Source organism: Pseudomonas sp. CGJS7, assembly GCF_036961695.1.
In genome coordinates, this window is record NZ_JBAMDI010000063.1 from 1 (window position 1) to 26674 (window position 26674).

The window sequence follows — 26674 nt, forward strand, 5'->3', positions numbered from 1 at the left end:
AAAGCGGCGGGTAACTTTCTTTGTCCAAAGCGACAAAGAAAGTCACCAAAGAAAACGCTTTTCCCTGTTTCGAGTCAAAAGCCACGAGTGCGGTGCTGACGCAGGCATGTTCCGCCCAGGCCATCCATGGCCTGGGCGGAACACGGCGCGCGTCCTGCGCGCCGCCCTTCGGGTGTCCTTTTGCTATCGCGAGTTAGATGCGCCGCCGGGCCAGAGCAACAGCAACAGCAACAGCAACAGCAACAGCAACAGCAACAGCAACAGCTCCCTCATCCGCCCTTCGGGCACCTTCTCAGCCTTGCACTCCCTTCGGTCGCCGCAAGCGGGAGAAGGGCAGGCAGCGGCAATGGCTGGGGCGGCCGCATCCACAAGTCCTATGCAATGCCTCTGCCTATAATGGCCAAATGAGCGAAATCACCACCCCGCCGCGCATGCCGCGCCGCGCCCTGCGCGCATTGAGCGAATTCTTCCGCCTCGAAGCCGCCGGCGGCATCGTCCTGATCGCCGCCGCGGTGCTGGCCCTGATCGCGGCCAACTCGCCGCTGCAGGCCGCTTACGAGGCCTTCCGCGAGATTCCGGTGCAAGTGCGCATCGGCGCGCTCGACATCAGCAAACCGTTGCTGCTGTGGATCAACGACGGACTCATGGCGATCTTCTTCCTGGTCGTCGCGCTGGAGATCAAACGCGAAGCGCTCAGCGGTCAGTTGGCCGAGCGCTCGCAACTGGTGCTGCCGATGCTGTGCGCCGCCGCCGGCGTGATCGTGCCGGCGCTGTTCTTCTACGCGCTCAATCGCGGCGACGGCGCGGCCCTGCGCGGTTGGGCGGTGCCGACCGCCACCGACATCGCCTTCGCCCTGGGCGTGCTGGCGCTGCTGGGCTCGCGCGTGCCGGTGGCGATGAAGCTGCTGCTGTCGACCATCGCCGTGGTCGACGACTTGATGGCGATCCTGATCATCGCCTTCTTCTACTCGCACGGGCTGTCGGTGACCGCGCTGATCTGGGCGGCGGTGGCATTGGCGGCGATGTGGTGGCTCAACCGACGCGGGGTGAAATCGCTCGGGCCGTATCTGGCGCTGGGCGTGGTGTTGTGGGTGTGCGTGCTCAAGTCCGGCGTGCACGCCACCCTGGCCGGCGTCGCCACCGGTCTGATGATTCCGCACGTCGACAAGCGCAACAACATCGACGACGCCAAGGAGCACTCGCCGCTGGAAACCCTGGAGCACGCGCTGCATCCGTGGGTGGCTTACGCGATCCTGCCGCTGTTCGCCTTCGTCAACGCCGGGCTGTCGCTGGGCGGGGTCGAGCTCAAGGACGCGACCGCGGCGCTGCCGATGGGCATCGTCCTGGGCCTGGTGGTCGGCAAGCCGGTCGGCATCGTCGGCGCGGCGGTGCTGATGCGCGCGCTGGGCTGGGCGCGGTTTCCCAACGGCATGGACCTGCGCGCGATGATCGGCCTGGGGCTAATGTGCGGCATCGGTTTCACCATGAGCCTGTTCATCGCCTCGTTGGCCTATCAAGACCCCCTGCTGTACGAAGAAGCGGTTCTGGGTATCCTCGGCGCCTCGCTGTTGTCGGCGGTGATCGGCTTCGTTTGGCTGCGCGCGGTTCTGCCGGCGCGCGGCGCCCAGGATTGAGTGCATGAAACATGCTTTGGTGTTCGGCGGCAGCGGCCAGATCGGCCTGCCGTTGTTGCAGCGTTTGTACCAGGCCGGCTGGCGGGTCACCGCGATCTCGCGCCATGAGCAGCACGACCGCCCCGGCCTGCAATGGCTGCAGGGCGATCTGCAGCGTATGCCCGAGCTGCCCAGGCGGGTCGACGCGATCTTCAGTTGCGGCCCGCTGTTGAAGTTCTCCGGCTGGTACGAGCGCTCCGGCATCGAGGCCTCGCGGGTGGTGGCGTTCGGTTCGACCAGCGCCGAAACCAAGCGCGGCTCGGCCGACGCCGAAGAACGGCGGGTGGCGGCGGAACTGCGCCAGGGCGAGTCGGCCTTGTTCGCCGCCGCGCAACCGCGCAGCGACGCGGCCACGGTGTTGCGCCCGACCCTGATCTACGGCGCCGGCCGCGACGCCACCCTGACCCGGATCGCGCAGTTGGCCCAGCGCTTGCGCTATTTCCCGCTGCCGCGCGGCGCCGACGGCTTGCGCCAGCCGGTGCACGTGGACGATCTGGCCGATGCGGCGTTCGCCGCGCTGACCGCGCCAGCCAGTTTCGGCAACGTGTACGCGGTGCCGGGCGGGGAAACCCTGAGCTATCGCGACATGGTCGCGCGCACGCTGGCGTGTCTGCGCCCGCCGGTGAAGCTGATCGAGTTGCCGTCGCCGTTGTTCAATCTGGCCTTGTTGGCCGCGCAAGCCACCGGCCGCGCCACCGGCCTGGGCGAAGCCGCGGTGCGGCGCATGCGCAGCGACATGACCTTCGACGCCGAACCGGCGCGGCGCGATTTCGGTTACGCGCCGCGCGCGTTCCGGCCGAGCGCGGAGATGTTCGAAACCCCGCGCGAATAAGCGCGGGCGACGGGCCCTTCAATCCGCGGCCGCGCGCTTGGCCGCCCGCGCTTTGGCCAGATTGCGCAGCGCGATCGTCAGCACGCCGCCGAGCACCATCGCCCCGCCGATCCACAAACTTGGGCCCGGCCGATCGCCCCAGAACGCGATCCCCAGCGCGATCGCGAACACCGGCACCAACAGCAGCCACGGCGTCACTTGCGCGACCGGATGGCGCTGCACCAGCACGTAGTACAGGCCGTGTCCCAGCAACGAGGACACGAAGGCGGCATAAGCCACGCCGGCCCAGGCGACCCAGCCGATCTGCGGCAGCGCGGCCAGCCCGCCCGGTTCCAGCAGCAGGCTGATCGCCAGCAGCGGCGGCACCGCGATCAGCGCCGTCCAGCCTTGCTGGGAGAACATGTCCAGCCCGCGCAGGCCTTTCATCAGCACCGTGCCCAGGGCCAGAAACGCGGCCGAGACCAGCATCAGCACCACCGCCAGCGGCTTGTCCAGCACCAGCGGATCGAACCCGAGCACCAGCACGCCGCCGAAGCTGATCGCGATGGCCACGCCGGTGCGCCAGGCGAAGCGCTCGCCGAGCAGCCACCAGGCCAGCAACGCGGTCATCGGCACATAGCTTTGCAGCACGATCGCCGGTGAGGACAAATCGCCGGCGGCCTTGAGCGCGCTGAAGCTCAGGCCGAAATGCAGCACGCCGATGCACAGGCACACCGCGATCAAGCGCGGCCACTGGCCCGGCGCCGGGCGCTTGAGGAAGAACATCAGCGGCAGCGCGAGCAGGGCGAAGCGCAGCGCGGTGAACAGGAACGGCGGGATCTCGCGCAGCGCCAGCGCCGAGGTCAGGAAGTTGATCGCCCACGACAGGACGACGAGCAGCAGCAGGGACAGATCGCGGGCGGGCATGGCGGGCGCTGGTGGGCTATCGTGGCCGCCTTGCGGGCGGACGCGAATGGCGTGGCGGGACGGGTATTGTGAAGCAAGCGTTGCAGACTGCGGGGCCGATGGGCTGGGGGCTGCTGTTCCTGGCGATCCTGGTTTTGATTCTGTTGCCGGCGGCGTGGCTGCTGCAGGCGCGGGTGGCGCGCGCGGTCGGCGCCCGGCCGGCCTATGGCGCGGCGGTATGGACGGCGCTGTTCGCGGCGGTGCTGTGGGCGATGCTGGCGGTGGCGGCGTTGATCGCCGCGCACGGCTCGGCGCTCGGCTCGGGTCTGCCGTTCGCGCTGCTGGCGGCGGCGCTGTCGTGGCTGGCGCTGGGCGTGGGCGTGCGGCTGTATCTGCCCGATCCGGCCGGGACCAAATTGGCGTGGCGCCGCGCGCTGTGGGCGGCGTTGCCGGCGGTGGTGCTGGTGTGGGCCGAGGCGGCGCTGGCGCAATGGGCTTTGCAGTGGGCCGGTATCGGCTGAGCGGGGCGCAGCGGTTGCATTGTTTATAGCGGCCAGATCGATCCGAAGCCCCTGTAGGAGCGGCGCAAGCCGCGACCGCAGCAATGAAGCGACTGCGGACGCCAACGAGTCCGCAACACCCCTGAAAGGCCTATCGCCGAGATAGCGGAGAACGATCGCGCATGGACATCGCTACCGTCGGCACCGTGGCCTTGACCGCGATCTGCATTGCGCTGCTCGTGGTGGCCCTCATTCTGTTCTGGCTCAAGCCGGTGGCCTGGTTGCTGCGGCGTCTGGCGCCGCGCGCGTTGGGCGCGCCATTGCGCGACGGCGCGGCGACGGGCGCCATCCAATTCGCGCTGATGATGATGGTGCCGGTGGTGTTGGCTTGGGTATTGGTCGGTGCACGGGCGCCGGAGTGGGCGCATATCGCGGTGGTCGCAGCCTTGCCGTGGCTAAGCCTGACCCTGGGGCTGCGCATGGCGGTGCGCGAAGGCGAGCGCCGGCCGTTGCCGTGGCCGCGCGCCGGCCTGCTCGCGTTGCCAGCGGCGCTGACGTGGTGGCTAACCACCGCGCTGGTGATCAGCGTTCCGTTGCTGCTGGGATTGTCGCGTGCGCCGAGGATGCTGGCCGGTTGAACCCGAGCCCGGCGCGACTCAGTACGACCAGCCCAGCTTGCGATACAGCTTCGACAGCACCCACGCCGGCCCGATCAACAGATAGGTCAGGTCGGTGAGGAAGCTCGGCTTCTTGCCCTCGATCTTGTGACCGATGAACTGCGCGATCCAGGCGACCACGAACACGCCGATCGCCAGCCACAGCAACACGTTCAAACCGAACGATTGCGCGATCCACTGGGTCAGCAGGGTGAACACCGCGAACTGCGCCAGCATCCCCAGGCCGAGTTTGCGCGAGGCGCGGTAGTAGAACAGCATCGCCGCGAACATCGCCATCGCCGCCCACATGCCCGGCTTGAACCAGGTGCCCGGGACGGGGATGCACCACAGCAGCGCGATCACGCTCCACAGGATCGCCGGTACCGCGAAGACGTGGATGAGCTGGTTGGTGGCGTTGCGGTGATCGCCGGAATAGCTGGCGAACCAGCGGTCGATGGGGCGGTCGTGGACGGTTTGATCGGCGACGGTGCTCATGTTCGGCTCCCGATGGTGCGAGGCGGGCGCGACGCCCGCACGGTGGCTGGCGCGCCCGCCATGGGCGCGCGTTGAGCGGTACCCGCGCGCGTACCCGGCGCGCGCGGCGCGGCTAGTGCGCCGCGGACTTCGAGAATAGCTGGATCGTCAGCACGCCGGCGACGATCAGCGAGATGCCGGCGATGGCGCCCGCGTCCAGCGGTTGTTTCATGAAGAACCAGCCGATCAAGGCGATCAGCACGATCCCGACCCCGGACCACAGCGCATACGCCACGCCGACCGGCACGGTCTTGAGCACCAGCGACAGGAAGTAGAACGCCACGCCGTAACCGGCGGCCACCAACAGCGACGGGCCGGTCTTGGTGAAGCCTTCGGAGGCCTTGAGCGCGCTGGTCGCGACGACTTCGGCGGCGATGGCGACGGCGAGGTAGAGGTAGCCGATGTTCATGGCGGCGGTGGTCTGCATGGAGAGCGGGTTGCAGGTTAGCGCGCATGGTCGGGAGAAAGCACGGGGGCGGCGGGGGCTTGCGCCAGTCTCGCGCGGGACGGTGGCTGGGTCTGTAAAGCAGGCGACAGTCGGGGTGTAGCGGGGCGGAAGCGAAGGCCAAAGGCAAGGGCAAATCCCCCCTAGCCCCCCTTTTTCAAAGGGGGGAACAGCCGGGGCGGGGACGCGAGGATGTTGCGGTTGCGGTTGCGGTTGCGGTTGCGGCGGTGGTAGTTGCCGCGGCTCAAGCTTTCCCCCCTTTAAAAAAGGGGGGCTAGGGGGGATTTGCTTTTAGCTTTTAGCTTTTGGCTTTGCCTCTAGCCGAAAAAACAAAAGGGCCGCTTCCGCGGCCCCTTCGTCGCAAACCCCAGCGCAAATCAATCCACCGAAATCCCCGCCAGCTTCTGCAACGCCTCGGCATACTTCGCCCGCGTACGCTCGATCACTTCGGCCGGCAGATTCGGCCCCGGCGCAGTCTTGTCCCAGTCCAGCGTTTCCAGATAATCGCGCACGAACTGCTTGTCGTAGCTCGGCGGGCTGGTGCCGACCTGATACTCATCGGCCGGCCAGTACCGCGACGAATCCGGCGTAAGCATTTCGTCCATCACGTACAGACGCCCGTCGGCATCGGTGCCGAACTCGAACTTGGTATCGGCCAGCAAAATCCCGCGCTGCGCCGCGAAATCGGCGGCGAAGCGGTACAGGCGCAAGGTAGCGTCGCGCACCGCCTCGGCCAACTCCGCGCCGACCGTGCGTACGGCGGTATCGAAGTCGATGTTCTCATCGTGATCGCCCACTGCCGCCTTGGTCGACGGAGTGAAGATCGGCTCGGCCAATTGCTCGGCCTGGCGCAACCCGCTGGGCAGGGCGATACCGCTGACCCGCCCGGTGCGCTGGTAATCCTTCCAGCCGCTGCCGATCACGTAGCCGCGGGCGATGCACTCGATCGCCACCGGCTTCAAGCGTTTGGTCACCACCGCGCGCTTGGCGTAGAGCGCGGCGTCCACGCCCTCGGGCAGGACCGCGGCGACGTCGATGCCGGTCAGGTGGTTGGGGATGATGTGCGCGGTCTTGGCGAACCAGAAATTGCTGATCTGGCACAACATCTCGCCCTTGCCCGGGATCGGGTCGGGCAGGACCACGTCGAAGGCGCTGAGCCGGTCGGTGGCGACCATCAGCAGACAGTCGCCGCCGGGGGCGGCGCCCGCGGGCAGGCGGTCGGCGGGCAGATCGAAGACATCGCGGACTTTGCCGCGGTGGCGCAAGGGCAGGCCGGGCAGTTCGGATTGCAGCAGTGTGGTCGTCAACGTGGGGACCCCTGAAGGCAGTGCGTAAGCCCCCATGGCGATTGCGCGGGTCTGAAGCCGACTGCCGGAGCCGTCCGGCTCGCGCGCGCTTGCGCGAGGGGGCCGGGCAGTGTACGCCGCCTGGGGCCGGTGTGCAGTCCCCCCGGCCGGCCCGGCGCGGCGGCGGGGCCGGTTAAGATGGCCGCCAGCGGGCCGCCACGGCCCGGAATCGGGACGGCCGCGGGTTCATGAAGCGCTGGTACGGCAAATTGCTCGGATTCTTCGCCGGCGCGGCTTTGATGCGCGGCAACCCCTTCCTGGGCGCGATCATCGGCCTGCTGATCGGCCACGCCTTCGACACCGACTGGTTCAAGCTGCGCGGCGACAACCCCTACGCGGTGCTGGGCCTGACCGTGGACGCCACCGACGCCGAGGTCGAACAGGCCTACCGCCGGCTGATTTCCCAGTACCACCCCGACCGGGTCGCCAACGCCGCGCCGGACATCCGCCAGCAGGCCGAGGACAAGGCCCGCGCGATCAATCGCGCTTACGACCGGATCAAGACCGCGCGTAAGCGCTAGAAGCGAGCGCAGAGGAGTGAGGAGTGAGTAAAAACGGCCGCCTCGTTGCTTTTGCTCACTCCTCACTCCTCTGCGCTCGCTTCTGAGCTTTTACAATGGTCAATTCCCGCCCGGACCGCCCTCATGTCCCTGCAATCCACCGTCATCGCCCCTTCGATCCTCTCGGCCAATTTCGCCAAACTCGGCGAAGAGGTCGACAACGTGCTCAAGGCCGGCGCCGACTGGGTCCATTTCGATGTGATGGACAACCATTACGTCCCCAATCTGACCATCGGCCCGCTGGTCTGCGAGGCCCTGCGCAAGCACGGGGTGACCGCGCCGATCGACGTGCATCTGATGGTCGATCCGGTCGACCGTATCGTTCCGGACTTCGCCAAGGCTGGCGCGACCACGATCAGCTTCCACCCGGAAGCCAGCGCGCATGTGCATCGCACGATCCAGTTGATCAAGTCGCTGGGCTGCAAGGCCGGGTTGGTGCTCAATCCGGCTACGCCGATCGAAGTGCTGGACTGGGTGCTGGAGGACTTGGACATGGTGCTGCTGATGTCGGTCAATCCCGGGTTCGGCGGCCAGAGCTTCATTCCCTCGGCGCTGGACAAGCTGCGCCGGGTGCGCGAGCGCATCGACAACAGCGGCCGTGCGATCCGGTTGGAGATCGACGGCGGGGTCAAGGCCGACAACATCGGCGAGATCGCGGCCGCTGGCGCGGATACCTTCGTTGCGGGCTCGGCGATCTTCAATGCGCCGGACTATGCCGATGTGATCGGGCGGATGAAGGATGCGGTGGCGGCGGTGCGTAAGTAAGCGCTGCCGATAAGAGCAAATCCCCCTTGATCCCCCTTTTTCAAAGGGGGAAATCCGTCGGGTGGGGGCGCTGCCGCCCGACGTCGCCTCGCTTCGTGTAGCTGCCGAAGCGAGCCCCGCCCCAACCCCCTCACGCACCCCAAGACCATTCCCCCCTTTGAAAAAGGGGGGCTAGGGGGGATTTGCTTTTGCTTTTGCCTGTCGCTTTTGCTCCCACCCCCACCCATGGCATCGTCTCCCCATCCCGTACACCGGAGCGCCGCCATGAACACCTGCGACCTGTGCGATCTCCACGAAGCCCAAGTGCGCGTACTGGAACTGCCCCTGCGCGACTACGGCGGCCGCCTCGCCTTCGACGGCCCGGTCAGCACCATCAAGGCCTACGAAGACAACACCCTGGTCCGCGACGCCGTCGCCGAACCCGGCAACGGCCGGGTGCTGGTGATCGACGGCGGCGGCTCCATGCGGCGGGCGATGCTCGGCGATCTGCTCGCAGCCAAGGCCGCGGACAACGGCTGGGCCGGGGTGATCGTGTTCGGGGCGATCCGCGACAGCGGCGCGATCGGGGCGATGGAGCTCGGGGTCAAGGCGCTGGGCACCTGTCCGCGCAAGACCGACAAACTCGGCCAGGGCGCGCGCGATGTCGCGGTCGAATTCGGCGGCCTGACCATCCGCCCGGGCGAGTGGCTGTGCGCGGACCAAGACGGCGTGGTACTGGCCGACAGCGTCCTGCGTTGAACCGCGGGCCGCGCGCAAACAAAAAACGCGGGCCCTGCGGCCCGCGTTCCGGAATATTTGGAGGCAATCCCGCCTCCGCCCGTCGTCCCTGATATGGCCTCCCATATTCCGGATCGGCAATGACAGGTGTGTGACAGACTTGGCGCATTCGTGCATTCACCCGCATCGACGGCGACGCTGTTAGCCTCGCGGGCCCTGCAAGCCGAACGGATCGCCGCCCCATGCCCTCAGCCCGCTGGCGTTTGATACTCAACGGCAAGTCCGCCGGCGACGAAGCCTTGCGCGAAGCAGTCGCGGGCTTGCGCGAGCGCGGCGTGCGCCTGGACGTGCGGGTGACCTGGGAAGGCGGCGACGCCGAACGCTACGTCGCCGAGGCCATCGCCGACGGCGTGGACACCATCGTCGCCGCCGGCGGCGACGGCACCCTCAGCGAAGTGGCGACCACTTTGGCCCATCGCGAGGAGCCCGCCGATGCGCTGCCCTCGCTCGGGCTGGTGCCGATGGGCACCGCCAACGATTTCGCCAGCGCGGCGACGATTCCGGTCGATCCGGCGCAAGCGCTGGCGCTGATTCAGCGCCGCCCGCCGCAGCCGATCGACCTGATCCGCCTGCAGGCGCCGGACGGCGTGCATTGGGCCGCCAATCTGGCCAGCGGCGGATTCGGCACCCAGGTGACCATCGAGACCGATGCCGGCCTGAAGAAAATGCTCGGCGGGCTGGCCTACCTGGTCACCGGCATCGCCAAGCTGGGCAAGATCGAACCGATCCGCGCGCGCCTGCACGGCGAGGGTTTCCAGTGGGAAGGCGACTTCATCGCCCTGGGCATCGGCAACGGCAAGCAGGCCGGCGGCGGCCAGGCGCTGTGCCCGGACGCGTTGATCGACGACGGCCTGCTCGATGTGACCGTGGTCCCGGAGCTGTCCGGCGAAGTCGGCGCGACGGTGGGCACCCTGCTCACCGAAGGCAAGCACGCCGCGCTCGACCGGGTCGCTGCGCGCGCGCAGCTGCGCTGGGTCGAAATCGAATCCCCGAGTGAGCTGACCCTCAACCTGGACGGCGAACCGGTCCGTTCGCGCCACTTCCGCATCGACTGCGTCGCCGCACGGGTGCGCATGCATTTGCCGGACGCCTGCCCCCTGCTGTCGGCAAGCCCGCGCGCATGACCCGTCGCGCCGCGCCCGCGAAGCAGTTACAGTTGGCGCCATGAAAGCCTGGGCGAACCCGCATTCCTTTTGCGCCGACGTGGGTTGGCGATGGTGGCCGTCGGCCATCGTCGCTCCTGCCCACTCGTCCATGAAGGAACTGCCGCGTGATTTCGCACGAACTCTTCCAGCAACAGGCCGCTAACGGCTACACCCGCATTCCCGTCGTCCGCGAAGTGCTGTCCGACCTGGACACGCCGCTGTCGGTCTACCTCAAGCTCGCCGACGGCCCGCACACCTATCTGTTCGAATCGGTCGAAGGCGGCGAACGCTTCGGCCGCTACTCGATCATCGGCCTGCCCGCGCAGCGCGTGTACGCCTTCGCCGGCCACACCTTGTTCGTCAGCGAGCACGGCGAGCTGATCGACAGCCGCGTGGTCGAAGACCCCTTCGCCGAAGTCGAGCGTCTGCGCACCGAGTACAAAGTGCCCAAGATCGACGGCCTGCCGGGCTTCACCGGCGGCTTGGTGGGCTGGTTCGGGTTCGAGTGCATCCAGTACATCGAGCCGCGCCTGGCCGGCCCGCAGCCCGACGGCAGCCACAAGCCCGACGAACTCGGCACGCCCGACATCCTGCTGATGCAGAGCGAGGAAATCGCGGTCTTCGACAACCTCAAGGGCCGGCTGTACCTGATCGTGCACGCCGATCCGCGCGAGCCGCAGGCCTTCGCCCGGGCCAATCGCCGGCTCGATCAACTGGTGCACCGCCTGCGTATCGGCGGCGCCAGCTATCCGGAAACCCTGGACCCGGCCGGCCTGGACGAAGGCGATTTCGTCTCCGGCTTCACCCGCGAAGGCTTCATCGACGCGGTGGAGAAATCCAAGGAACTGATCCGCGCCGGCGACATCTTCCAGGTGGTGCTGTCGCAGCGGCTCAGCGTGCCGTTCAAGGCGCGCCCGGTCGACGTCTACCGCGCGCTGCGCGCGTTGAACCCGTCGCCGTACATGTATTTCCTCGATGTCGGCGGCACCCAGGTGGTCGGTTCTTCGCCGGAAATCCTGGTGCGCCTGCAAAACACCGATAACGGCGGGGGCGAAGTCACCGTGCGTCCGATCGCCGGCACCCGTCCGCGCGGCAAGAACGCGGATGAAGACAACGCGCTGGAAGCCGAACTGCTGGCCGATCCGAAGGAGCGCGCCGAGCACCTGATGCTGATCGACCTGGGCCGCAACGACGTCGGCCGGGTGTCGCTGCCGGGCACCGTCGAAGTCGGCGAACAGTTCGGCATCGAACGCTACAGCCACGTCATGCACATCGTCAGCGAAGTCACCGGCCGGCTGAAGCCGGAAATGAGCTACGCCGACGTCCTGCGCGCGACCTTCCCCGCCGGCACCGTCAGCGGCGCGCCGAAGATCCGCGCGCTGGAAGTGATCCGCGAATTCGAACCGGTCAAGCGCAACGTCTACTCCGGCGCGGTCGGCTACATCGGCTGGCACGGCGACGCCGACACCGCCATCGCGATCCGCACCGCGGTGATCCAGGACGGCCGCCTGCACGTGCAGGCCGGCGCCGGCATCGTCTACGACTCCGATCCGCAGAAGGAGTGGGAAGAGACGATGAACAAGGGGCGCGCTTTGTTCCGTGCGGTGGCGGAGGCGGCGCGCGGGCTCTGAGCGCGCCACGGCGACGCACGCAAGCGGCACATCTGAAGCCTCCGAACTCCGACAGCCGCCCTGCCGCGACCTAGGGCAAGTGCGGCAAATAATCCCCGTGCAGATCGGCGATCTCCGGATCGCGATGATCCTTGCTGACCACCAGCAGCCGTTTCAGCGCATCCCAATGGCCGATGTCGATCAACAACTCGGCCAGTCGCCGGTAGATGAAATCGTCGTTACTCCCGAAATAGCCGTCCATCAATCGATCGATCGAATCCTTGACGATCTGTCGTCCGGGTTTGAACTGCGCGGCGTATCGCACCAGCACCGCTCTGGCGACGATGAGCCTGTCGACATTGCCGTCCACCGCGATATCCACGATCTTCGGAGCCAGCTCGGTCAGCTGCGCATCGCTCAGTAGGTCTGCGTCGTCGCGCAACAATCGGAGTGCGTGGGCTTGCTCGGATAGGTCGCCCAGCGCGCGCAGAAGAATGTCCTTGAAGTCGTCGCGTTGTCGCAGATGCCATCGGCTGATCCGCAGCCCATCGTCGGCTTGTTTCATGGCCTGCCATTCGTCGGGGAAAAGACTCGGATCGTTCATCGCTGTGGTCTCGCGTCGTCGGATCGCACTGTATCAACTCCCTCAGGCCCTCCTTGCGCGCCGACGGCGGGCGGCGCCCGCGAGCGATCCTGATCGATCCCGCTGTGACCGGCCGCTCAAACCGGGATCCGCCCGCGGCCCGCGCGGATTAAAAAAAGTTCATCCAGCGGAAAGGCCCGGGGCAGGGCGGCGGGAGCAATCTGACTTCGCGATGGGGCCCACCCCACCGGCCAGACCTCCCACCCAAACGTTTCCCCAGGAGCCACACATGAACGTCCGCAACGCCCTGATCGCCGTCGCTCTCACCGCGTTCGCCGGTTCCGCCTTCGCTGCCGCGCCGGCCACCACCGCTTCGACCGCCGCGCCGGCCGCCAAGACCGTCAAGCACAAGCATCACAAGGCTAAGAAGGCTAAGGCCGCCAAGGCCGCAACGGCCGCGGAAGCGGCGCCGGCATCGAACTGATCCTTCGCGAGCCTGCTCCCCCGAGGCCCACGCATCGTCGGCGTGGGTGAGATACCCCGCCGGCGCGAGCCGGCGGGGTATCTTTTTTCCGATCCACCGCAGTCCTCCGCGCCCGCCGTCGCGCTCTCACCGCCTGCACGAGCCCGCGCTATCCTGTCCCCGTCATTTGTTTGTGCGCCATCGCGATCCGGAGTCGGCATGCGCGTTCTGCTCGTCGAAGACGATCCCCACACCGCCGCCTTCATCGCCAAGGGCTTGCGCGAGGACGGCCATACCGTCGATCACGCCGACAACGGCAAGGACGGCCTGTTCCTGGCCACCACCGAAACCGTCGATGCGATCGTGCTCGACCGCATGCTGCCGGCGCTGGACGGCCTGACCCTGCTGCAGACCCTGCGCGGCGCCGGCAACCGCACGCCGGTGCTGCTGCTGACCGCACTGGGCGAGGTCGATCACCGGGTCGAAGGCCTGCGCGCCGGCGCCGACGACTACCTGGTCAAGCCCTTCGCCTACGCCGAACTCAGCGCGCGCCTGGACAGCGTCCTGCGCCGCGGCAACGCCGGCGGCAGCGAGCCGACCCGGCTGCGGGTGGCCGATCTGGAACTGGACCTGCTCAGCCGCGAAGCCCGCCGCGGCGACAAACGCATCGAACTGCAACCGCGCGAATTCCGCCTGCTGGAATACCTGATGCGCCAGGCCGAGCGCGTGGTCACCCGGACCATGCTGCTGGAAGCGGTGTGGGACTATCACTTCGATCCGCAAACCAACGTCATCGACGTGCACATCAGCCGCCTGCGCCAGAAGATCGACCAAGGCTATCCGCGGCCGCTGCTGCACACCGTGCGCGGCGCCGGCTACCGGTTGGGCGCATGAGCGCATCGCATCGGCGCGGTCCCGGCCACGGAGCCGCCGCATGCGGCTGATGCCGCGCTCGACCAGCGCGCGGCTGGCCTTGGCGGTGACCGCCTCGTTTCTGTTCGCCTTCGTATTGCTGGGCATCGGCGTGCATTACGCGGTGTCGGCGATGCTGACCCAGGACGCGCGCGAACTGGTCCGGGTCGACGCCGCCGGGCTGGTCGAGATGTACCAGGACGACGGCCGCGCCGCGTTGCTGAGCGAATTGCGCGACCGGATCGGCTCGGACGAAGACCCCGACGCGGTCTACGCCCTGACCGCGCCCGATGGCCGCCTGGTCGCCGGCAATACCGCGCTGCCGCTGCATCGCCGCGGCGCGCGCTGGATCGAGTTCAACGAACACAGCAGCGCCGGCGACCTGCGCGTGGTCGCGCAACTGCAGACGCTGTCCGACGGCACCACCTTGCTGACCGGCACCCGCACCCGCAGCCAGGACCGGTTCCTGTCGTTGATGCTGCGCACCGCCCTGGCCGCGCTGTTGGTGGCGGCCAGCCTGGGCGCGCTGATCGGCTGGATGACCTCGCGCTGGGTCTCGCACCGGCTGCGCCATCTGGACGACACCGCCGAACGCGTCGGCGGCGGCGAGTTGGGCCTGCGCGCGCGGCTGGACGGCAGCGACGACGCCTTCGACCGCCTGGCGCGGCGCTTCAACGCCATGCTCGACCGGATCGAGGAACTGCTCGGCGGCGTGCGCCACGCCACCGACCACATCGCCCACGACCTGCGCACGCCGCTGACCCGGCTGCGCAATCGCCTGGAAGAACTGCGCCGGCGCGAACGCGGCGCCGAGGCCGGCGGGCAACTGGACGCGGCGATCGGCGAAACCGATCAGCTGCTGCATTCCTTCGGCGCCTTGCTGCGGCTGGCGCGGATCGAGGCGCAGCCGCCGGTGCACGACGAGCCGGTACTGGACCTGTCCGATCTGGCCCGCGACGCGGCCGAGCTGTACACCCCGATCGCCGCCGAGCGCGGCATCGCCCTGACCGTGTGGCTGCCCGAACCGGGCGAGGCCGCGGTGCGCGGCGATGCCGACCAGTTGTTCCAGATGCTGGTGAACCTGCTCGACAATGCGGTCAAGTACGCGCCGCCCGACACCGAAGTGCGCCTGAGCGTGCAGCGCGAACGCGGCGCGATCGCGCTGCAGATCGACGACCACGGCCCGGGCGTTCCGGCCGCCGATCGCGAGCGGGTGTTCGACCGCTTCCAGCGCCTGGAAGCGCACCGCGGCTCGCCCGGCACCGGCCTGGGCATGAGCCTGGTGCGGGCGATCCTGCATCGCCACGGCGGCCACATCGCCTTGTTCGACAACGCGCCGGGGCTGCGTGTGCGGGTGACGCTGAACGACGCCGCCTGATCCTCCCTTCTAGGGGCGGCGGAAGCCGCGACCGCGAAACCCCGCTTGCGTCGTTGGCCGGATGTCGCGGTCGCGGCTCGCGCCGCTCCTACAGGGGTACAGGGGCCCCGGGCGGCAGTCGCACAAACGGCCGCGCGCCGTTACAGTAGCCCCATGATCGTCCGCGCGCTCCCGCAGAACTCCCGCAAGGCTGGCCAAGGCTGGCGATGGTGGCGTACTACCGCCGCCGTCTCCGCGCCGCCGTCTTCCGAGGATTTTTTGCGTGACCCCGCCACCGATAACCACCCCAGCGGCCGCTGAGCGCCGCCGGCGCCAGCCCCTAGCGGCACAGCGCCACACCCCGACCACCGTCTTGCCGCCCGCGCTGTGCCGCGGCGGCGATTCCTGTCGCCTATCACTGCCCAGGCCCGTCCGCGGACGGGATAATGGCCGGCTTGCGCGCGCCTGTGGCCCACCGCCCGGACGCGCGCGCGGTCCCGACGTTTCAGACCTTCCAGGCACCACCCGCATTCGAGGCGCGTCATGTCCGTTCTGATGATCGACAACTACGACAGCTTTACCTACAACCTCGTCCAGTACCTGCAGACCCTCGGCGCGCAAGTCCAGGTGATCCGCAACGACGAGCTGTCGGTGGAGCAGATCGAAAAACTCGCGCCCGAGCGGATCGTGATTTCGCCCGGCCCGTGCACGCCCGATCAGGCCGGCGTGTCGCTGGAGGTGATCCGCCGGCTCGGCGCGCACACGCCGATTCTGGGCGTGTGCCTGGGCCATCAGAGCCTGGGCCAGGCCTACGGCGGGCAGGTGATCCGGGCCAAGCGGATCATGCACGGCAAGACCTCGGCGATCCGCCACGAAGGCCACGGCGTATTCGCCGGCCTACCCGACAGCTACGAAGCCACCCGCTATCACTCGCTGGTGGTGGAGCGCGAAAGCCTGCCGGAGGAGCTGGAAATCACCGCCTGGACCGAATACGACGACGGCGGCTTCGAGGAAATCATGGGCCTGCGCCATCGCCAGCACCCGGTGGAAGGCGTGCAGTTCCATCCCGAGTCGATCAAGACCGAGCACGGTCACGCGTTGCTGCGAAACTTTTTGCAGCGATGAGCCGCGCGCGCAGCGGGCGCCGAGCGGCGCGATGGCGAGGCTGAAACGCCCGATGCCGCCGCCGCTTTCCCACTAATACAGGTTCCGCCTCCATGCCTTTGACCCCGCAAGAAGCCCTGCAACGCACCATCGAACACCGCGAGATCTTCCACGACGAAATGGTCGATCTGATGCGCACGATCATGCGCGGCGAAATCTCGCCCACCATGACCGCGGCGATCCTGACCGGGTTGCGGGTGAAGAAGGAAACCGTCGGCGAAATCGCCGGCGCGGCGACGGTATTGCGCGAGTTCGCGCGGCCGGTGCAAGTGGCCGATCGTACCCATCTGGTCGACATCGTCGGCACCGGCGGCGACGGCGCGCACACCTTCAACATTTCCACCGCGAGCATGTTCGTGGTCGCCGCCAGCGGCGCCAAGGTCGCCAAGCACGGCAACCGCAGCGTGTCGTCCAAGTCCGGCAGCGCCGACGTGCTCGAAGCGCTGGGCGCGGCGATCGAATTGCAGCCCGAACAGGTCGGCCAATGCATCGAGCGTGCCGGCATCGGCTTCATGTTCGCGCCGGTGCATCACCCGGCGATGAAAGTGGTCGCGCCGGTGCGGCGCGAAATGGGCGTGCGCACCTTGTTCAATATTCTCGGCCCGCTGACCAATCCGGCCAACGCGCCGAGCATCCTGATGGGCGTGTTCCATCCCGACCTGGTCGGCATCCAGGTGCGGGTGCTGCAGGAACTCGGCGCGCAGCGCGCGCTGGTGGTGTGGGGCCGCGACGGCATGGACGAACTCTCGCTCGGCGCCGGCACCCTGGTCGGCGAACTGCGCGACGGCGAGGTGCGCGAGTACGAAGTGCACCCGGAGGATTTCGGCATCGCCATGGCCGCCAGCCGCAACTTGCGGGTCGAGAACGCGGACGAATCGAAGGCGCTGTTGTTGCAGGCGCTGGAGAACCGCGACGGCTTGCCGCGCGAAATCGTCGCGCTCAACTCCGGCGCGGCGCTGTACGCCGCCGGCGTCGCCGAGAACATCGCCGAAGGCATCGAACTGGCGCGGCGCACGCTGGCCTCCGGCGCGGCCCGGGCCAAGCTCGATGAATTCGTCGCCTTGACTCAACAGTTGGCGGCGCAGTAGCCGCCGCGCCTGCTTCGTCGTTCAGCCAATCCGGGAGCCAGCATGTCCGCCAGCTTCGCCAAATTGCCCCAGCCGCCGTATTACGCGGTGATCTTCAGCTCCCAGCGCAGCGACGGCGACGACGCCGGCTACGGCCAGGCCGCCGAGCGGATGGTCGAACTGGCCGCGCAGCAGCCGGGTTTTCTGGGGGTGGAGTCCACCCGCGGCAGCGACGGCTTCGGGATCACCGTAAGCTATTGGGCCGATGAAGCGGCCATCGCCGCCTGGAAGCGGCAGGCCGAACACGCCGCCACCCGCGCCTACGGGCGCGAACATTGGTATCAGCATTTTGAGTTGCGCGTGGCCAAGGTCGAGCGCGCGTATGGGAGCAAGAGCAAGGCATGAGCGACATCCTCAACACCATCATCGCGCGCAAGCACGAGGAAATCGAACAACGCAGCCGGGTGCGTTCGCTGGCCGATCTGCGCGCGCGCGCCACCGGCCAGCCGCCGGCGCGCGGCTTCGTCGACGCGATCAAGCGCAAGCGCGCCGCGGGCGAGGCGGCGGTGATCGCCGAGGTCAAGAAAGCCAGCCCGTCCAAGGGCGTGATCCGGCCCGACTTCAAGCCGGCCGAGATCGCACGCAGCTATGAAGCCGGCGGCGCGGCGTGCCTGTCGGTGCTGACCGACGTGGACTTCTTCCAGGGCAGCAACGCTTATCTGGCCGAGGCGCGCGCTGCTTGCGCGCTGCCGGCGCTGCGCAAGGACTTCACCATCGATCCGTATCAGATCTACGAGGCGCGCACGATCGGCGCCGACGCGATCTTGCTGATCGTCGCCGCGCTCGAAGACGGTCCGATGATCGAGATGGCCGGGCTGGCGATGGAGCTGGGCATGGACGTGCTGGTGGAAGTGCACGACATCGACGAACTCGAGCGCGCGCTGCAGACCGATTGCGAGCTGATCGGGGTCAACAACCGCAACCTGCGCACCTTCGAGGTATCGCTGGACACCAGCATCGCCTTGCGCGAAGCGGTGCCGCGCGATCGCACCCTGGTCACCGAAAGCGGCATCGCCACCGCCGCCGACGTCGCCCGCATGCGCGCGGCCGGCATCGACACGTTCCTGGTCGGCGAGAGCTTCATGCGCGAACGCGATCCGGGCAGCGCGCTGCAACGTCTGTTCGCGGCATGAGCGGGGAGCCGCCGGTGAATCCCCAGGCGCCGCTGGCGCAGGCGATCGCCGACTCGGCGCCGCTACGCTCGGCGCGGTTCCCGGTGGTGCGCGCCGACGCGCCGCTGATCGTGTTCGATTTCGATCACACCCTGTACGACGGCGACTCGGGCAGCCATCTGTTCGCCTGGCTGATCCAGCGCTCGTGGTGGCGGCTGGCGCTGGCGCTGCTGATCGCGCCGGTGGCCGGGCCGATGGTGGCGTGGCTGAAGACCCGTCGCGTCGGCATTTCCGCCTTCGTCTGGGTCGGCACCATCGGCATGCGCCGCGCCGGCAACCTGGACGCGGCGATCGACCGTTACGTGGCCCTGCACACCGAACAGATCCGCGCGCGGCTGCTGCCGATCGCGCTGGACGTGTTGCACCACCATCGTGAGCAGGGCGATCAGGTGGTGATCGCCACCGGCGCGCCGCCGGAGCTGGCGCGGGCGATCCTGGCCTTCGTCGCCCACGAGGACGTGCCGGTGGTCGGCACCCTGGTCGGCCCGCGCCTGGGCGCGTTGGGCGCGCGTCGCCACTGCCACTCGCGGATGAAGATGACCATGCTGCGCGAGGCCGGTTTCACCGCGCCGGTGGAGATGGCCTATTCCGACAGCAGCGCCGACCTGCCGCTGTTGCAGGCCGCGCGCAAACCGGTGGTGGTGAACCCGAAGGCCAAGCGGGTGGAGATGTTCCGGCGGGTGCTCCCGCCCGGGACCCCGATCCTGAATTGGGGTTGTCCTGGTCGCGGCGGCGATCCGGTGGGGACTGCGGCGGGTTGATCGCTGCGGCGTCGTGGTTCGAATTGTCGCGGTCGCGGCTCGTGACCGAAGGAAATCCCTGTGGGACGCCGCTCCTACAGGGTCTTCGGATCGATCTGGGCTAGCTGTAGGAGCGGCGCGAGCCGCGACACGGTCGATCGGTGGCCGAGGCAATACGAAGCCGCGGCTAAACCGCCCGATCCGGGCTCCCATTCAGCGCGTTGCTGCCGGCAAGGCCGCGAGCAGCGTCGCGCTCAGTCGCCCAAAGTTTTGACGAATTTCAGCGACCCATCGGCATAGCCGCAGCGGCGATAGAACTCGTGGGCTTCGGCGCGCGAGACGTTGCTGGTGACCTCGATCCGGCTGACGCCGTCGCGGCGCGCGCGCCGTTCGACCTCGCGCAGCAGCTGCCGGCCGATGCCCTGGCCGTGGCAGGAGCGGGCCACCACCAGCGCGGTGATACGGGCCAGTTCGGCGCCGTGGGTCAGCGAGTAGCGGGTGTGGCTGGACACCAAGCCGCAGGCGTGGCCGTCGATTTCGGCCAGCAGCAGGTAATGGCGGGGGTCTTCGCGCAGGTGGAGGATCCGCTCGGCGGCCTCGGCGCGGGTGCAGGGATAGCCGAGTTGTTCGAGCAACTCGGCCACATCGCTGGCGTCGCCCAGCTCCGCCAGCCGCACCGTGGGTGCGGTCTGGTCGGACGGGGCGATCCGTCCCATCGGGACTTAGCGAGTTCCGTACAGGACGACGGTCTTGCCGCGGGCGTGCAGCTTGCCGTCGGCCTGGAGCTTCTTGAGCACGCGGCCGGCCATTTCGCGCGAGCAGCCGACCAGGCGCGAAAGCTCCTGGCGCGACACCCGCAACTGGGTGCCCTGCGGATGGCTCATGGCCTCGGGTTCCTTGGCCAGATCGTGCAAGGCGCGCACGATGCGGTCGGTCACGTCGAGGAAGGCCAGGCGGCCGGCCTTGCGGCTGGTGTCGAGCAGGCGCCGGGAAATCTGCGCGCCGATCGCGTACAGCAGCTTGGGCGCGTCCAGCGACAGCCGGGTCAGCAGCAGGTCGTAGAGGCGCTCATGGCCGATTTCGGCCAGCTCGCAGGTGCTGCGGGTCCGCAGGATCACCTCGCGATGGTCGCTCTCGATGAACAGGCCGAGCTCGCCGACGAACTCGCCGGGGCCGAAATAGCCTAGGACCAGTTCGCGGCCGTCCTCTTCCTCGGTAATGATGCTCACCGAGCCGGAAACGACGTAATACAGCGTGCTGGCCGGGTCGCCGGGGCGGAACACGTCCGTACGGGACGGATAACGCCGACGGTGACAATGGGCCAGGAAACGTTCGATCGTTGCGCCGTCGGGCAGCAACGGGCTATTGGTTCGGCGCAATGCAGTCAAGGGGGCTACCGGGTTGGCGGACATTGGAATGGGCTTTGTTTTCGACCGAGCTTAGGGCGATACGGCCTCTGGGGCAAATCCTGCCGCTGAAAATCGCGGTCCGATAGAGGGCGAAGATGGAAGTTCAGTGGCGGTCACGCTTTTGTCACCAATGGAGCCCAAAAACAACATGCGTTTCCCCCCGGGGCTGTTTGCCTCATAATCGCGGCCCTCGCCGTCCGTCCGGAATCTTCCTACAGTGGTCAAGCCGTTGCCGCGCCTGCGGTTGCAGGGTTTCAACAACCTCACCAAGGCCCTCTCGTTCAATATCTACGATGTTTGCTTCGCGGCGTCCGAGGACGAGCGACGCCGGTATATCGAGTACATCGACGAGGCGTATAACGCCGACCGCCTCACCCAGATCCTCACGGATGTGGCGGAAATCATCGGCGCGAATATCCTCAACATCGCCCGCCAGGACTACGACCCGCAAGGTGCCTCGGTCACGATCCTGATCTCCGAAGAGCCGGTGATCGACAAAAAGGACGCCGGCAAGGAGATCATCTCCGATGCCGTGGTCGCGCACATGGACAAGTCGCACATCACCGTGCACACCTATCCGGAAACCCATCCGGACAACGGGATCGCGACCTTCCGCGCCGACATCGACGTGGCCACCTGCGGGGTGATTTCGCCGCTGAAAGCGCTCAATTACCTGATCGAGAGCCTGGAATCGGACATCGTGATCATGGATTACCGGGTGCGCGGTTTCACCCGCGACATCAAGGGCCGCAAGCACTACATCGATCACAAGATCAACTCGATCCAGGACTACCTGGCCAAGAACGTGAAGTCGCGCTACGAGATGCTCGACGTCAACGTTTATCAGGAAAACATCTTCCACACCAAGATGCACCTGAAGGAGTTCGATCTCGACACCTACCTGTTCGAGGAGAAGGCCAAGAACCTCTCGTTCAAGGAACGGATGAAGATCGAGGCGCGTCTGCGCCGCGAGATCGAGGAGCTGTATCACGGGCGCAATCTGGCCGATTGAAGCTGGGGTCCGCCCAAGCGAAAGGCCGGCGCAAGCCGGCCTTTTTGCGTTCTGGCCCCCGCTTGTCTCCCTCTACCCTCGGGCTTGTCTCCCTCTCCCGCTTGCGGGGTGAGCGGACGCTGCTTGCGAGCCACTGGCTCGCGCGTCCGCGAACGCCCAAACGCCATGCGTTTGGGCCGGGGTGGGCCGGGGTGAGGGGCGGTCAGGTCGCGGGTGCCTGTGGGATTCGGGCGATCCGGCGCCCTCACCCCAACCCTCTCCCGCAAGCGGGAGAGGGGGCAGGCAAGCGGGAGAGGGGGCCGGGCGCCGCAAGCCCGGAACCGGCCTCAGAGCCGGTAAGCCACCGTTTTCATCACCTTCGACGCCGCCGCCATGATCGTCGGCACCGGCATCGGCAGGATCCGCGCGCCGGCGGCCTCGGCGTTCTCGGCGTGGCGGGCTTCGTCGGCCTTCATCGTGCGCAGGATCGCCCGGCTGCGCTGGTCGCCCTCGGGCAGCGATTCCAGGTGTTCGTCGATATGGGCCTCGACCTGGCGCTCGGTTTCGACCACGAAGCCCAGGTTCCAGCCGTCCCCGCGCAGGCCGGCCAGCACGCCGATGGTGAAGCTGCCGGCGTACCACAGCGGGTTGAGCAGGCTGGGCCGGCTGTCGAGCTCGCGCAGGCGGTCGGCGCACCAGGCCAGGTGGTCGGTTTCTTCCTGCGCCGCTTCCAGCAGGTGCTCGCGGGTGGACTCATCGCGGGCCACCGCGGCTTGACCGCAGTACAGCGCCTGGGCGCAGACCTCGCCGACGTGGTTGATCCGCATCAACCCGGCCGAATGGCGTTTTTCCGCCGGTTCCAGCACCAACTCGGCGGTATTGCCGGCCGGGTTGGGACGCTCGGCGCCGGGCGCGCCGAACACGGTGTCCAGGGCGCGCTGAGCTTCGCTGAGCACGCGATCCAAGGGGCTGAGTGCGCGAGGGTTCATGCGCCGATTCTACGGCGCGGGCGGGGTAGAAGTCGGTTAAGGCGGGAGGACAAATTGTCCTCGGCGTTCGAGATCCGGGATCCGAAACAACACCCGCCCGCCACGCCTCCCGCCCGTAAGCCTCCCCCCTTTGAAAAAGGGGGGCAGGGGGGATTCGCTCTTGCTCGCCCGCCTTCAGTCCTCCAACCGCTGCGCCAAAAACTCCAACGGATGCAGCACTGCCGCCGCCGTGCCATTGCCCAAATGCAACCGGCAGCCGATGTTCGCGCTCAGCAACAGCTCCGCGCCGCTGCGCTCGAACTGCTCGATCAATGGCGCGCGGTACTCGGCCGCACGCGCCGGGTCGGCGAACATCTGCGTACCCGAGGCGCCGCAGCAACCGTAACCAGCGTCGAGCTCGATCACTTCCAGGCCTGGCACGCCGGCCAGCAGGCGCCGCAGCGCCGGCACCGACTTGACCACGTTGCGTTGAGTGCAGGGCAGGTGCAGGGCGACCCGCTGCGAGCCAGGGCGCCAGCGCAGCGCAGCCGCGCGTTCGGCCAGGAACGCCGCGGCGTCGAGGACGCGGCCGCCGTCGCTCAGGCTGCGCGCCAGCGCGTCCTGGCAGCCGCTGGACAGGCTCAGCACGGTCGCGTGGCCGACGAACGCGCGCCGGTTGGCCGCGCCCAGCCGCTGCGCGGCCTCGGTGTTGCCAGCGTGCTCGTGCAGGGCGCCGCAACAGCCCTGGCCGGCCACCGGGTCCAGTTCGACACCCACCGCGGCGCACAGACGTGCCAGCGCGGCTCGAACGGGATTCTCGTAGGCTTGTGCGACGCAGCCGACGAACAAGCCCACCCGGCTGGTCGTGGGCGCCGAGGCGGGTGCGGGCAGCGCAACCGGGGCCGGCGGCCGCGGCAGCCAGCGCAGCGATCGCGGCAGCCAGCCGTAGGCGCGCCGGTACGCGCCCAGCAGCGCGCCGAGCCGGCGTGGCCGCGCCGCCAGGCCCTCGATCAGGCGCTGGCGCCAGGCCGCCGGGCGGCGCTGACGCTGGCGTTCGCGCGCGCCGACCAGCAAGCGGCCATACTCCACCCCCGCCGGGCACACCGCCTCGCAGCTGCGGCAGCCCAGACAATGGTCCAGATGGGTATCGGCGGCCGCGGTCGGGGCGATGGTGTCCAGGGCCCAGGCCCGAGTCAGGGCGATGCGGCCGCGCGGCGACTCGGTTTCCAGGGTTTCGCGGCCGTAGGTGGGGCAGGCCGGCAGGCACAGCCCGCATTGGACGCAGCGGTCGGCCAGGGCCACCAGCGGGTCCGGGGCACGCGGGGCCGGAGCCGGCGGGGCTGGGGGCGGCGGGCTCGGGGCGGGCATGGCGCGGATGCTAGCGCAGGTCCGCCCGACTTGCGGCGGGGCCGGCGGGCCGCTATCATTCCGCCTCTTTCGTTCCACCATCACAACGCGCGGCAAAGTTCCGCCCCGGGTTTCCGCATGGGAACCGGCCGGAATCAGCCCGACCATCTGCACCCATAAAAGAGTTTTCATGAAGACTTTCACCGCTAAAAACGAGACCGTCCAGCGCGACTGGTACATCGTCGACGCGTCGGGCAAGACGCTCGGCCGTTTGTGCACCGAACTCGCGCGCCGTCTGCGCGGCAAGCACAAGCCCGTCTACACCCCCCACGTCGATACCGGCGATTACCTGGTGGTAATCAACGCCGAAAAGATCGCAGTCACCGGCAACAAGCTGCAGGACAAGATGTACTACCGGTTCACCGGTTACGTCGGCAACCTGAAGAGCGAGACGCTGGGCCAGGCGCTTGAGCGCCACCCCGAACGCGTCATCGAGATCGGTGTGAAGGGCATGCTGCCGAAGAATCCGCTCGGCCGCGCCATGTACCGCAAGCTCAAGGTCTACAAGGGCTCCGAGCATCCGCACGCCGCGCAGCAGCCGCAGCCCCTGGACATCTAAGGTACGAACATGGCTATCCAACAGAATTACGGCACCGGCCGCCGCAAGTCCTCCACCGCTCGCGTGTACCTGCGCAAGGGCGAGGGCAAGATCACCATCAACCAGCGTTCGATCGAAGACTTCTTCGGCCGCGAGACCGCGCGCATGATCGTGCGCCAGCCGCTCGAGCTGACCCAGTCGACCGATAAGTTCGACGTCAATGTCACCGTCGCCGGCGGCGGCATCACCGGCCAGGCCGGTGCGATCCGTCTGGGCATCGCCCGTGCGCTGGTCGAGTACGACGAAACCCTGAAGTCCGAGCTGCGCAAGGCCGGCTTCATGACCCGCGACGCCCGCGAAGTCGAGCGTAAGAAGGTCGGTCTGCACAAAGCACGTCGCGCTACCCAGTTCTCGAAGCGCTAATCTTCGATCGCTGTCGGTTTCGCGGTTGCGGATTTTTGCAGCCGCGAAATTTTGCGCTAGTATTAGTTACATAGCCCCGTCGCCAAGCGGTAAGGCACCTGACTCTGACTCAGGCATTCGGTGGTTCGAATCCATCCGGGGCTGCCACATCCAAGTCGGCTTATGCTTTCAACGGCATGCAGTCGCAACAAGAAACCCGCCTTCTGGCGGGTTTTTTGTTTTTGCGATTGCGTTGAGCGGGCATTTAGTTCGAAGTAGTCGCGGATTCGCGGTCGCGGCTCGCGCCGCTCCTACAGGGGCTTCGGATCGATCTGGGCTACCTGTAGGAGCGGCGCGAGCCGCGACCGCAAATCCGCAGCCACGACGGACTCATCCACCGTCCAACGGCCGTACCAGCGCGATCTCATCGCGCAGCGGTATGCCATGCCGCCCGATCAACGGAATCGACGGATCGGCCGCGCGTTCCAGATCGATCGCTCCCGCCGTCAGGCGATACAGGCGAAAGCCACGGCGCTGATAAAAACGCAGCGCATCGAGGTTGTCGTTGGTGGTGCGGGTCAGCAGCCGCGACAAGCCGAGCGCGCGGGCGCGTTGCGCGGCGCACTCGATCAGCGCGCTGCCCAGGCCGTTGCCGGGCGGCAACGCGTCCAGGGTCACGATCTCCGATTGCTCGGCGTCGTCGAGCAAGGTCGCCAAGCCCGCGATGTCGCTGTCGGCCGGGACGCGGTCTGATTCGCTGACGCCAGCGGCATAAGCGATGAATCCCGGCAGCGCGGCCGCATCGATCATGCGTCCGTCGAGGGCGATCGCGGTGGTGTTCCAGCGGCGCAACAGAAACCGGCCGATGGCGTCGCGATCGCTGGGCTGGATGGGGCGGGGCATGGGCATGGCGACGACGCTGGGCAGGGGCCTCCACTGTAGAGCCCGCGACGCGCGCGGCGTAGCGCGCGATCCGGCGTTTGCGGTGGCGGCGCGCCGCGATTCGCATGCGCGAACCGTGCCGGCCGTCGCGTCCGCGACCGGCCGCCGCGCGCATTCTGGCGCCAGCGCGGCGCGGGCTCGGCTACCATCCGCGCGCCAAAGGGGATTACAGCGTCGGGGGACGCGCATGGGCGAGGATCTGACGCGTTTGCTGCACGACTGGCGGGAAGGCGATGTCGCCTCGCGCGATCGCCTGTTCGCCCAGGTCTACGACACCTTGCGCGAGATGGCCGCGGCCCGGCTCGGCGCGCGTCGCGGCGATCGCACCTTGCAGGCGACCTCGCTGGTGCACGAGGCCTTGATCCGGCTGATCGGCAGCGACGTCGATTGGCAGGACCGCGCGCATTTCTACGCCCTGGCCTCGCTGAAGATGCGCTCGGTGCTGGTCGATCAAGCGCGTGCGCGCGCCGCCGACAAGCGCGGCGCCCATCCGGTGATGCTGACCCTGTCGCAAGCCGATCTGCAGGGCGGACAGACCGTGGGCTTCGATGTGTTGGCCTTGCACGACGCGCTGCAACGTTTGTCCGAACGCGACCCGCGCGCGGCGCGCGCGGTCGAGATGGCGTATTTCGGCGGCATGGAGCAGCGCGAGATCGCCTGTGTGCTGGAGGTGTCCACGCCCACGGTCGAGCGCGATCTGCGTTTCGCCCGCGCCTGGTTGAGCCAGCAGCTGAGTTGAATCCACGCCCCAGTTGAGCCCGCGTCCGCCGC

General features: G+C 67.9%; 31 protein-coding genes and 1 tRNA gene. 22 read left to right on the plus strand and 10 right to left on the minus strand.

Annotated elements, in window-relative coordinates; translation table 11 throughout:
• The first annotated feature begins 431 nt into the window (after positions 1 to 431).
• Complete coding sequence (gene nhaA, locus V7787_RS30190; RefSeq protein WP_336091116.1) at positions 432 to 1634, plus strand: Na+/H+ antiporter NhaA; 1203 nt, start codon at positions 432 to 434, stop codon at positions 1632 to 1634.
• Between the two features lie 4 nt (positions 1635 to 1638).
• Positions 1639 to 2505 carry an NAD-dependent epimerase/dehydratase family protein gene (locus V7787_RS30195; RefSeq protein ID WP_336091046.1) on the plus strand — a complete coding sequence of 289 codons (867 nt, stop codon included), beginning with the start codon at positions 1639 to 1641 and terminating at the stop codon, positions 2503 to 2505.
• Positions 2506 to 2523: 18 nt separating this feature from the next.
• On the opposite strand, the gene V7787_RS30200 is transcribed toward V7787_RS30195, so the two are convergent.
• A complete protein-coding gene (locus V7787_RS30200; RefSeq protein ID WP_336091047.1) occupies positions 2524 to 3411 on the minus strand; it encodes a DMT family transporter in 888 nt (295 codons plus the stop codon).
• 68 nt (positions 3412 to 3479) lie between these two features.
• Between V7787_RS30200 and V7787_RS30205 the strand changes: the two genes are divergently transcribed.
• Positions 3480 to 3911, plus strand: coding sequence for a hypothetical protein (locus tag V7787_RS30205; protein WP_336091049.1), 432 nt, complete (start codon positions 3480 to 3482; stop codon positions 3909 to 3911).
• Between the two features lie 161 nt (positions 3912 to 4072).
• Positions 4073 to 4528, plus strand: coding sequence for a hypothetical protein (locus tag V7787_RS30210; RefSeq protein ID WP_336091050.1), 456 nt, complete (start codon positions 4073 to 4075; stop codon positions 4526 to 4528).
• Positions 4529 to 4546: 18 nt separating this feature from the next.
• Here V7787_RS30210 and V7787_RS30215 read toward each other — a convergent pair whose 3' ends face one another.
• The 3 genes from V7787_RS30215 to V7787_RS30225 form a co-directional block, all read right to left on the minus strand.
• Positions 4547 to 5041, minus strand: coding sequence for an Mpo1 family 2-hydroxy fatty acid dioxygenase (locus tag V7787_RS30215; protein WP_336091051.1), 495 nt, complete (start codon positions 5039 to 5041; stop codon positions 4547 to 4549).
• A 112-nt stretch (positions 5042 to 5153) separates the two neighbouring features.
• Positions 5154 to 5489, minus strand: a complete 336-nt coding sequence (locus V7787_RS30220; protein WP_336091118.1) for a DMT family transporter — start codon at positions 5487 to 5489, stop codon at positions 5154 to 5156.
• Positions 5490 to 5902: 413 nt separating this feature from the next.
• Entirely contained in the window at positions 5903 to 6832 is a 930-nt protein-coding gene (locus tag V7787_RS30225; RefSeq protein WP_336091053.1) for a phosphoribosylaminoimidazolesuccinocarboxamide synthase, read from the minus strand.
• A gap of 227 nt (positions 6833 to 7059) precedes the next feature.
• Between V7787_RS30225 and V7787_RS30230 the strand changes: the two genes are divergently transcribed.
• The 5 genes from V7787_RS30230 (at position 7060) to trpE (ending at position 11749) form a co-directional block, all read left to right on the plus strand.
• Complete coding sequence (locus V7787_RS30230; RefSeq protein WP_336091054.1) at positions 7060 to 7392, plus strand: J domain-containing protein; 333 nt, start codon at positions 7060 to 7062, stop codon at positions 7390 to 7392.
• Between the two features lie 129 nt (positions 7393 to 7521).
• Positions 7522 to 8196 (plus strand): ribulose-phosphate 3-epimerase, encoded by a 675-nt coding sequence (gene rpe / locus V7787_RS30235; protein WP_336091120.1) that lies wholly within the window; start codon positions 7522 to 7524, stop codon positions 8194 to 8196.
• Between the two features lie 264 nt (positions 8197 to 8460).
• A complete protein-coding gene (rraA, locus tag V7787_RS30240; protein WP_336091055.1) occupies positions 8461 to 8934 on the plus strand; it encodes a ribonuclease E activity regulator RraA in 474 nt (157 codons plus the stop codon).
• A gap of 221 nt (positions 8935 to 9155) precedes the next feature.
• Complete coding sequence (gene yegS, locus V7787_RS30245) at positions 9156 to 10097, plus strand: lipid kinase YegS (protein ID WP_336091056.1); 942 nt, start codon at positions 9156 to 9158, stop codon at positions 10095 to 10097.
• Between the two features lie 149 nt (positions 10098 to 10246).
• Positions 10247 to 11749, plus strand: coding sequence for an anthranilate synthase component I (gene trpE, locus V7787_RS30250; protein ID WP_336091122.1), 1503 nt, complete (start codon positions 10247 to 10249; stop codon positions 11747 to 11749).
• A 70-nt stretch (positions 11750 to 11819) separates the two neighbouring features.
• Here the strand turns inward: trpE and V7787_RS30255 are convergent, their stop codons facing one another.
• Positions 11820 to 12332, minus strand: coding sequence for a hypothetical protein (locus V7787_RS30255; RefSeq protein ID WP_336091057.1), 513 nt, complete (start codon positions 12330 to 12332; stop codon positions 11820 to 11822).
• 268 nt (positions 12333 to 12600) lie between these two features.
• Between V7787_RS30255 and V7787_RS30260 the strand changes: the two genes are divergently transcribed.
• The 8 genes from V7787_RS30260 (at position 12601) to V7787_RS30295 (ending at position 19267) form a co-directional block, all read left to right on the plus strand.
• Positions 12601 to 12795, plus strand: a complete 195-nt coding sequence (locus V7787_RS30260) for a hypothetical protein (RefSeq protein ID WP_336091058.1) — start codon at positions 12601 to 12603, stop codon at positions 12793 to 12795.
• A gap of 198 nt (positions 12796 to 12993) precedes the next feature.
• Complete coding sequence (locus V7787_RS30265) at positions 12994 to 13668, plus strand: response regulator transcription factor (protein ID WP_336091059.1); 675 nt, start codon at positions 12994 to 12996, stop codon at positions 13666 to 13668.
• Positions 13669 to 13708: 40 nt separating this feature from the next.
• Entirely contained in the window at positions 13709 to 15064 is a 1356-nt protein-coding gene (locus V7787_RS30270) for a sensor histidine kinase (protein ID WP_336091060.1), read from the plus strand.
• 522 nt (positions 15065 to 15586) lie between these two features.
• Entirely contained in the window at positions 15587 to 16168 is a 582-nt protein-coding gene (locus tag V7787_RS30275; protein ID WP_336091061.1) for an anthranilate synthase component II, read from the plus strand.
• Between the two features lie 92 nt (positions 16169 to 16260).
• Positions 16261 to 17295, plus strand: coding sequence for an anthranilate phosphoribosyltransferase (gene trpD, locus V7787_RS30280; RefSeq protein WP_336091062.1), 1035 nt, complete (start codon positions 16261 to 16263; stop codon positions 17293 to 17295).
• 42 nt (positions 17296 to 17337) lie between these two features.
• Positions 17338 to 17679: an antibiotic biosynthesis monooxygenase family protein gene (locus tag V7787_RS30285; protein ID WP_336091063.1), complete on the plus strand. Its 342-nt coding sequence runs from the start codon at positions 17338 to 17340 to the stop codon at positions 17677 to 17679.
• Positions 17676 to 18467 (plus strand): indole-3-glycerol phosphate synthase TrpC, encoded by a 792-nt coding sequence (gene trpC / locus V7787_RS30290; protein ID WP_336091065.1) that lies wholly within the window; start codon positions 17676 to 17678, stop codon positions 18465 to 18467. Before V7787_RS30285 ends, trpC begins: the two co-directional genes overlap by 4 nt.
• A 14-nt stretch (positions 18468 to 18481) precedes the next feature.
• Positions 18482 to 19267: a haloacid dehalogenase-like hydrolase gene (locus V7787_RS30295; protein WP_336091066.1), complete on the plus strand. Its 786-nt coding sequence runs from the start codon at positions 18482 to 18484 to the stop codon at positions 19265 to 19267.
• A gap of 233 nt (positions 19268 to 19500) precedes the next feature.
• Here V7787_RS30295 and V7787_RS30300 read toward each other — a convergent pair whose 3' ends face one another.
• Both V7787_RS30300 and crp read right to left on the minus strand, forming a co-directional pair.
• Positions 19501 to 19962, minus strand: a complete 462-nt coding sequence (locus tag V7787_RS30300) for a global regulator CLP-associated N-acetyltransferase (RefSeq protein WP_336091068.1) — start codon at positions 19960 to 19962, stop codon at positions 19501 to 19503.
• A 6-nt stretch (positions 19963 to 19968) separates the two neighbouring features.
• Positions 19969 to 20634, minus strand: coding sequence for a cAMP-activated global transcriptional regulator CRP (gene crp, locus V7787_RS30305; protein WP_036148366.1), 666 nt, complete (start codon positions 20632 to 20634; stop codon positions 19969 to 19971).
• Positions 20635 to 20884: 250 nt separating this feature from the next.
• Here crp and speD point away from each other — a divergent pair, with 250 nt between their 5' ends.
• A complete protein-coding gene (gene speD, locus V7787_RS30310; RefSeq protein ID WP_442965339.1) occupies positions 20885 to 21667 on the plus strand; it encodes an adenosylmethionine decarboxylase in 783 nt (260 codons plus the stop codon).
• 326 nt (positions 21668 to 21993) lie between these two features.
• On the opposite strand, the gene coq7 is transcribed toward speD, so the two are convergent.
• A complete protein-coding gene (gene coq7, locus V7787_RS30315) occupies positions 21994 to 22635 on the minus strand; it encodes a 2-polyprenyl-3-methyl-6-methoxy-1,4-benzoquinone monooxygenase (protein WP_336091073.1) in 642 nt (213 codons plus the stop codon).
• Positions 22636 to 22809: 174 nt separating this feature from the next.
• On the minus strand, positions 22810 to 23982 hold the full coding sequence (locus V7787_RS30320; protein WP_336091074.1) for a (Fe-S)-binding protein: 1173 nt from the start codon (positions 23980 to 23982) through the stop codon (positions 22810 to 22812).
• 169 nt (positions 23983 to 24151) lie between these two features.
• Here V7787_RS30320 and rplM point away from each other — a divergent pair, with 169 nt between their 5' ends.
• From rplM to V7787_RS30335, 3 genes are all read left to right on the plus strand, one after another.
• A complete protein-coding gene (rplM, locus tag V7787_RS30325) occupies positions 24152 to 24580 on the plus strand; it encodes a 50S ribosomal protein L13 (protein WP_336091075.1) in 429 nt (142 codons plus the stop codon).
• Between the two features lie 9 nt (positions 24581 to 24589).
• Positions 24590 to 24982, plus strand: coding sequence for a 30S ribosomal protein S9 (gene rpsI, locus V7787_RS30330; protein WP_336091076.1), 393 nt, complete (start codon positions 24590 to 24592; stop codon positions 24980 to 24982).
• A 72-nt stretch (positions 24983 to 25054) separates the two neighbouring features.
• Positions 25055 to 25129, plus strand: a tRNA-Gln gene (locus V7787_RS30335).
• Between the two features lie 222 nt (positions 25130 to 25351).
• Here V7787_RS30335 and V7787_RS30340 read toward each other — a convergent pair.
• On the minus strand, positions 25352 to 25864 hold the full coding sequence (locus V7787_RS30340) for a GNAT family N-acetyltransferase (protein WP_336091077.1): 513 nt from the start codon (positions 25862 to 25864) through the stop codon (positions 25352 to 25354).
• Positions 25865 to 26090: 226 nt separating this feature from the next.
• On the opposite strand from V7787_RS30340, the gene V7787_RS30345 reads away from it, so the two are divergent.
• Positions 26091 to 26642 carry an ECF-type sigma factor gene (locus V7787_RS30345; RefSeq protein WP_336091079.1) on the plus strand — a complete coding sequence of 184 codons (552 nt, stop codon included), beginning with the start codon at positions 26091 to 26093 and terminating at the stop codon, positions 26640 to 26642.
• Positions 26643 to 26674: the final 32 nt, after the last annotated feature.

Excerpts from the sequence above, each read along its gene's own strand:
- nhaA (WP_336091116.1), top strand. The coding sequence starts at position 432 with ATGCCGCGCCGCGCCCTGCGCGCATTGAGCGAATTCTTCCGCCTCGAA.
- V7787_RS30195 (WP_336091046.1), top strand. The coding sequence starts at position 1,639 with ATGAAACATGCTTTGGTGTTCGGCGGCAGCGGCCAGATCGGCCTGCCG.
- V7787_RS30200 (WP_336091047.1), bottom strand. The coding sequence starts at position 3,411 with ATGCCCGCCCGCGATCTGTCCCTGCTGCTGCTCGTCGTCCTGTCGTGG.
- V7787_RS30210 (WP_336091050.1), top strand. The coding sequence starts at position 4,073 with ATGGACATCGCTACCGTCGGCACCGTGGCCTTGACCGCGATCTGCATT.
- V7787_RS30215 (WP_336091051.1), bottom strand. The coding sequence starts at position 5,041 with ATGAGCACCGTCGCCGATCAAACCGTCCACGACCGCCCCATCGACCGC.
- V7787_RS30220 (WP_336091118.1), bottom strand. The coding sequence starts at position 5,489 with ATGAACATCGGCTACCTCTACCTCGCCGTCGCCATCGCCGCCGAAGTC.
- V7787_RS30230 (WP_336091054.1), top strand. The coding sequence starts at position 7,060 with ATGAAGCGCTGGTACGGCAAATTGCTCGGATTCTTCGCCGGCGCGGCT.
- rraA (WP_336091055.1), top strand. The coding sequence starts at position 8,461 with ATGAACACCTGCGACCTGTGCGATCTCCACGAAGCCCAAGTGCGCGTA.
- yegS (WP_336091056.1), top strand. The coding sequence starts at position 9,156 with ATGCCCTCAGCCCGCTGGCGTTTGATACTCAACGGCAAGTCCGCCGGC.
- V7787_RS30255 (WP_336091057.1), bottom strand. The coding sequence starts at position 12,332 with ATGAACGATCCGAGTCTTTTCCCCGACGAATGGCAGGCCATGAAACAA.
- V7787_RS30260 (WP_336091058.1), top strand. The coding sequence starts at position 12,601 with ATGAACGTCCGCAACGCCCTGATCGCCGTCGCTCTCACCGCGTTCGCC.
- V7787_RS30265 (WP_336091059.1), top strand. The coding sequence starts at position 12,994 with ATGCGCGTTCTGCTCGTCGAAGACGATCCCCACACCGCCGCCTTCATC.
- V7787_RS30270 (WP_336091060.1), top strand. The coding sequence starts at position 13,709 with ATGCGGCTGATGCCGCGCTCGACCAGCGCGCGGCTGGCCTTGGCGGTG.
- V7787_RS30275 (WP_336091061.1), top strand. The coding sequence starts at position 15,587 with ATGTCCGTTCTGATGATCGACAACTACGACAGCTTTACCTACAACCTC.
- trpD (WP_336091062.1), top strand. The coding sequence starts at position 16,261 with ATGCCTTTGACCCCGCAAGAAGCCCTGCAACGCACCATCGAACACCGC.
- V7787_RS30285 (WP_336091063.1), top strand. The coding sequence starts at position 17,338 with ATGTCCGCCAGCTTCGCCAAATTGCCCCAGCCGCCGTATTACGCGGTG.
- trpC (WP_336091065.1), top strand. The coding sequence starts at position 17,676 with ATGAGCGACATCCTCAACACCATCATCGCGCGCAAGCACGAGGAAATC.
- V7787_RS30300 (WP_336091068.1), bottom strand. The coding sequence starts at position 19,962 with ATGGGACGGATCGCCCCGTCCGACCAGACCGCACCCACGGTGCGGCTG.
- coq7 (WP_336091073.1), bottom strand. The coding sequence starts at position 22,635 with ATGAACCCTCGCGCACTCAGCCCCTTGGATCGCGTGCTCAGCGAAGCT.
- V7787_RS30320 (WP_336091074.1), bottom strand. The coding sequence starts at position 23,982 with ATGCCCGCCCCGAGCCCGCCGCCCCCAGCCCCGCCGGCTCCGGCCCCG.
- rplM (WP_336091075.1), top strand. The coding sequence starts at position 24,152 with ATGAAGACTTTCACCGCTAAAAACGAGACCGTCCAGCGCGACTGGTAC.
- rpsI (WP_336091076.1), top strand. The coding sequence starts at position 24,590 with ATGGCTATCCAACAGAATTACGGCACCGGCCGCCGCAAGTCCTCCACC.
- V7787_RS30340 (WP_336091077.1), bottom strand. The coding sequence starts at position 25,864 with ATGCCCCGCCCCATCCAGCCCAGCGATCGCGACGCCATCGGCCGGTTT.
- V7787_RS30345 (WP_336091079.1), top strand. The coding sequence starts at position 26,091 with ATGGGCGAGGATCTGACGCGTTTGCTGCACGACTGGCGGGAAGGCGAT.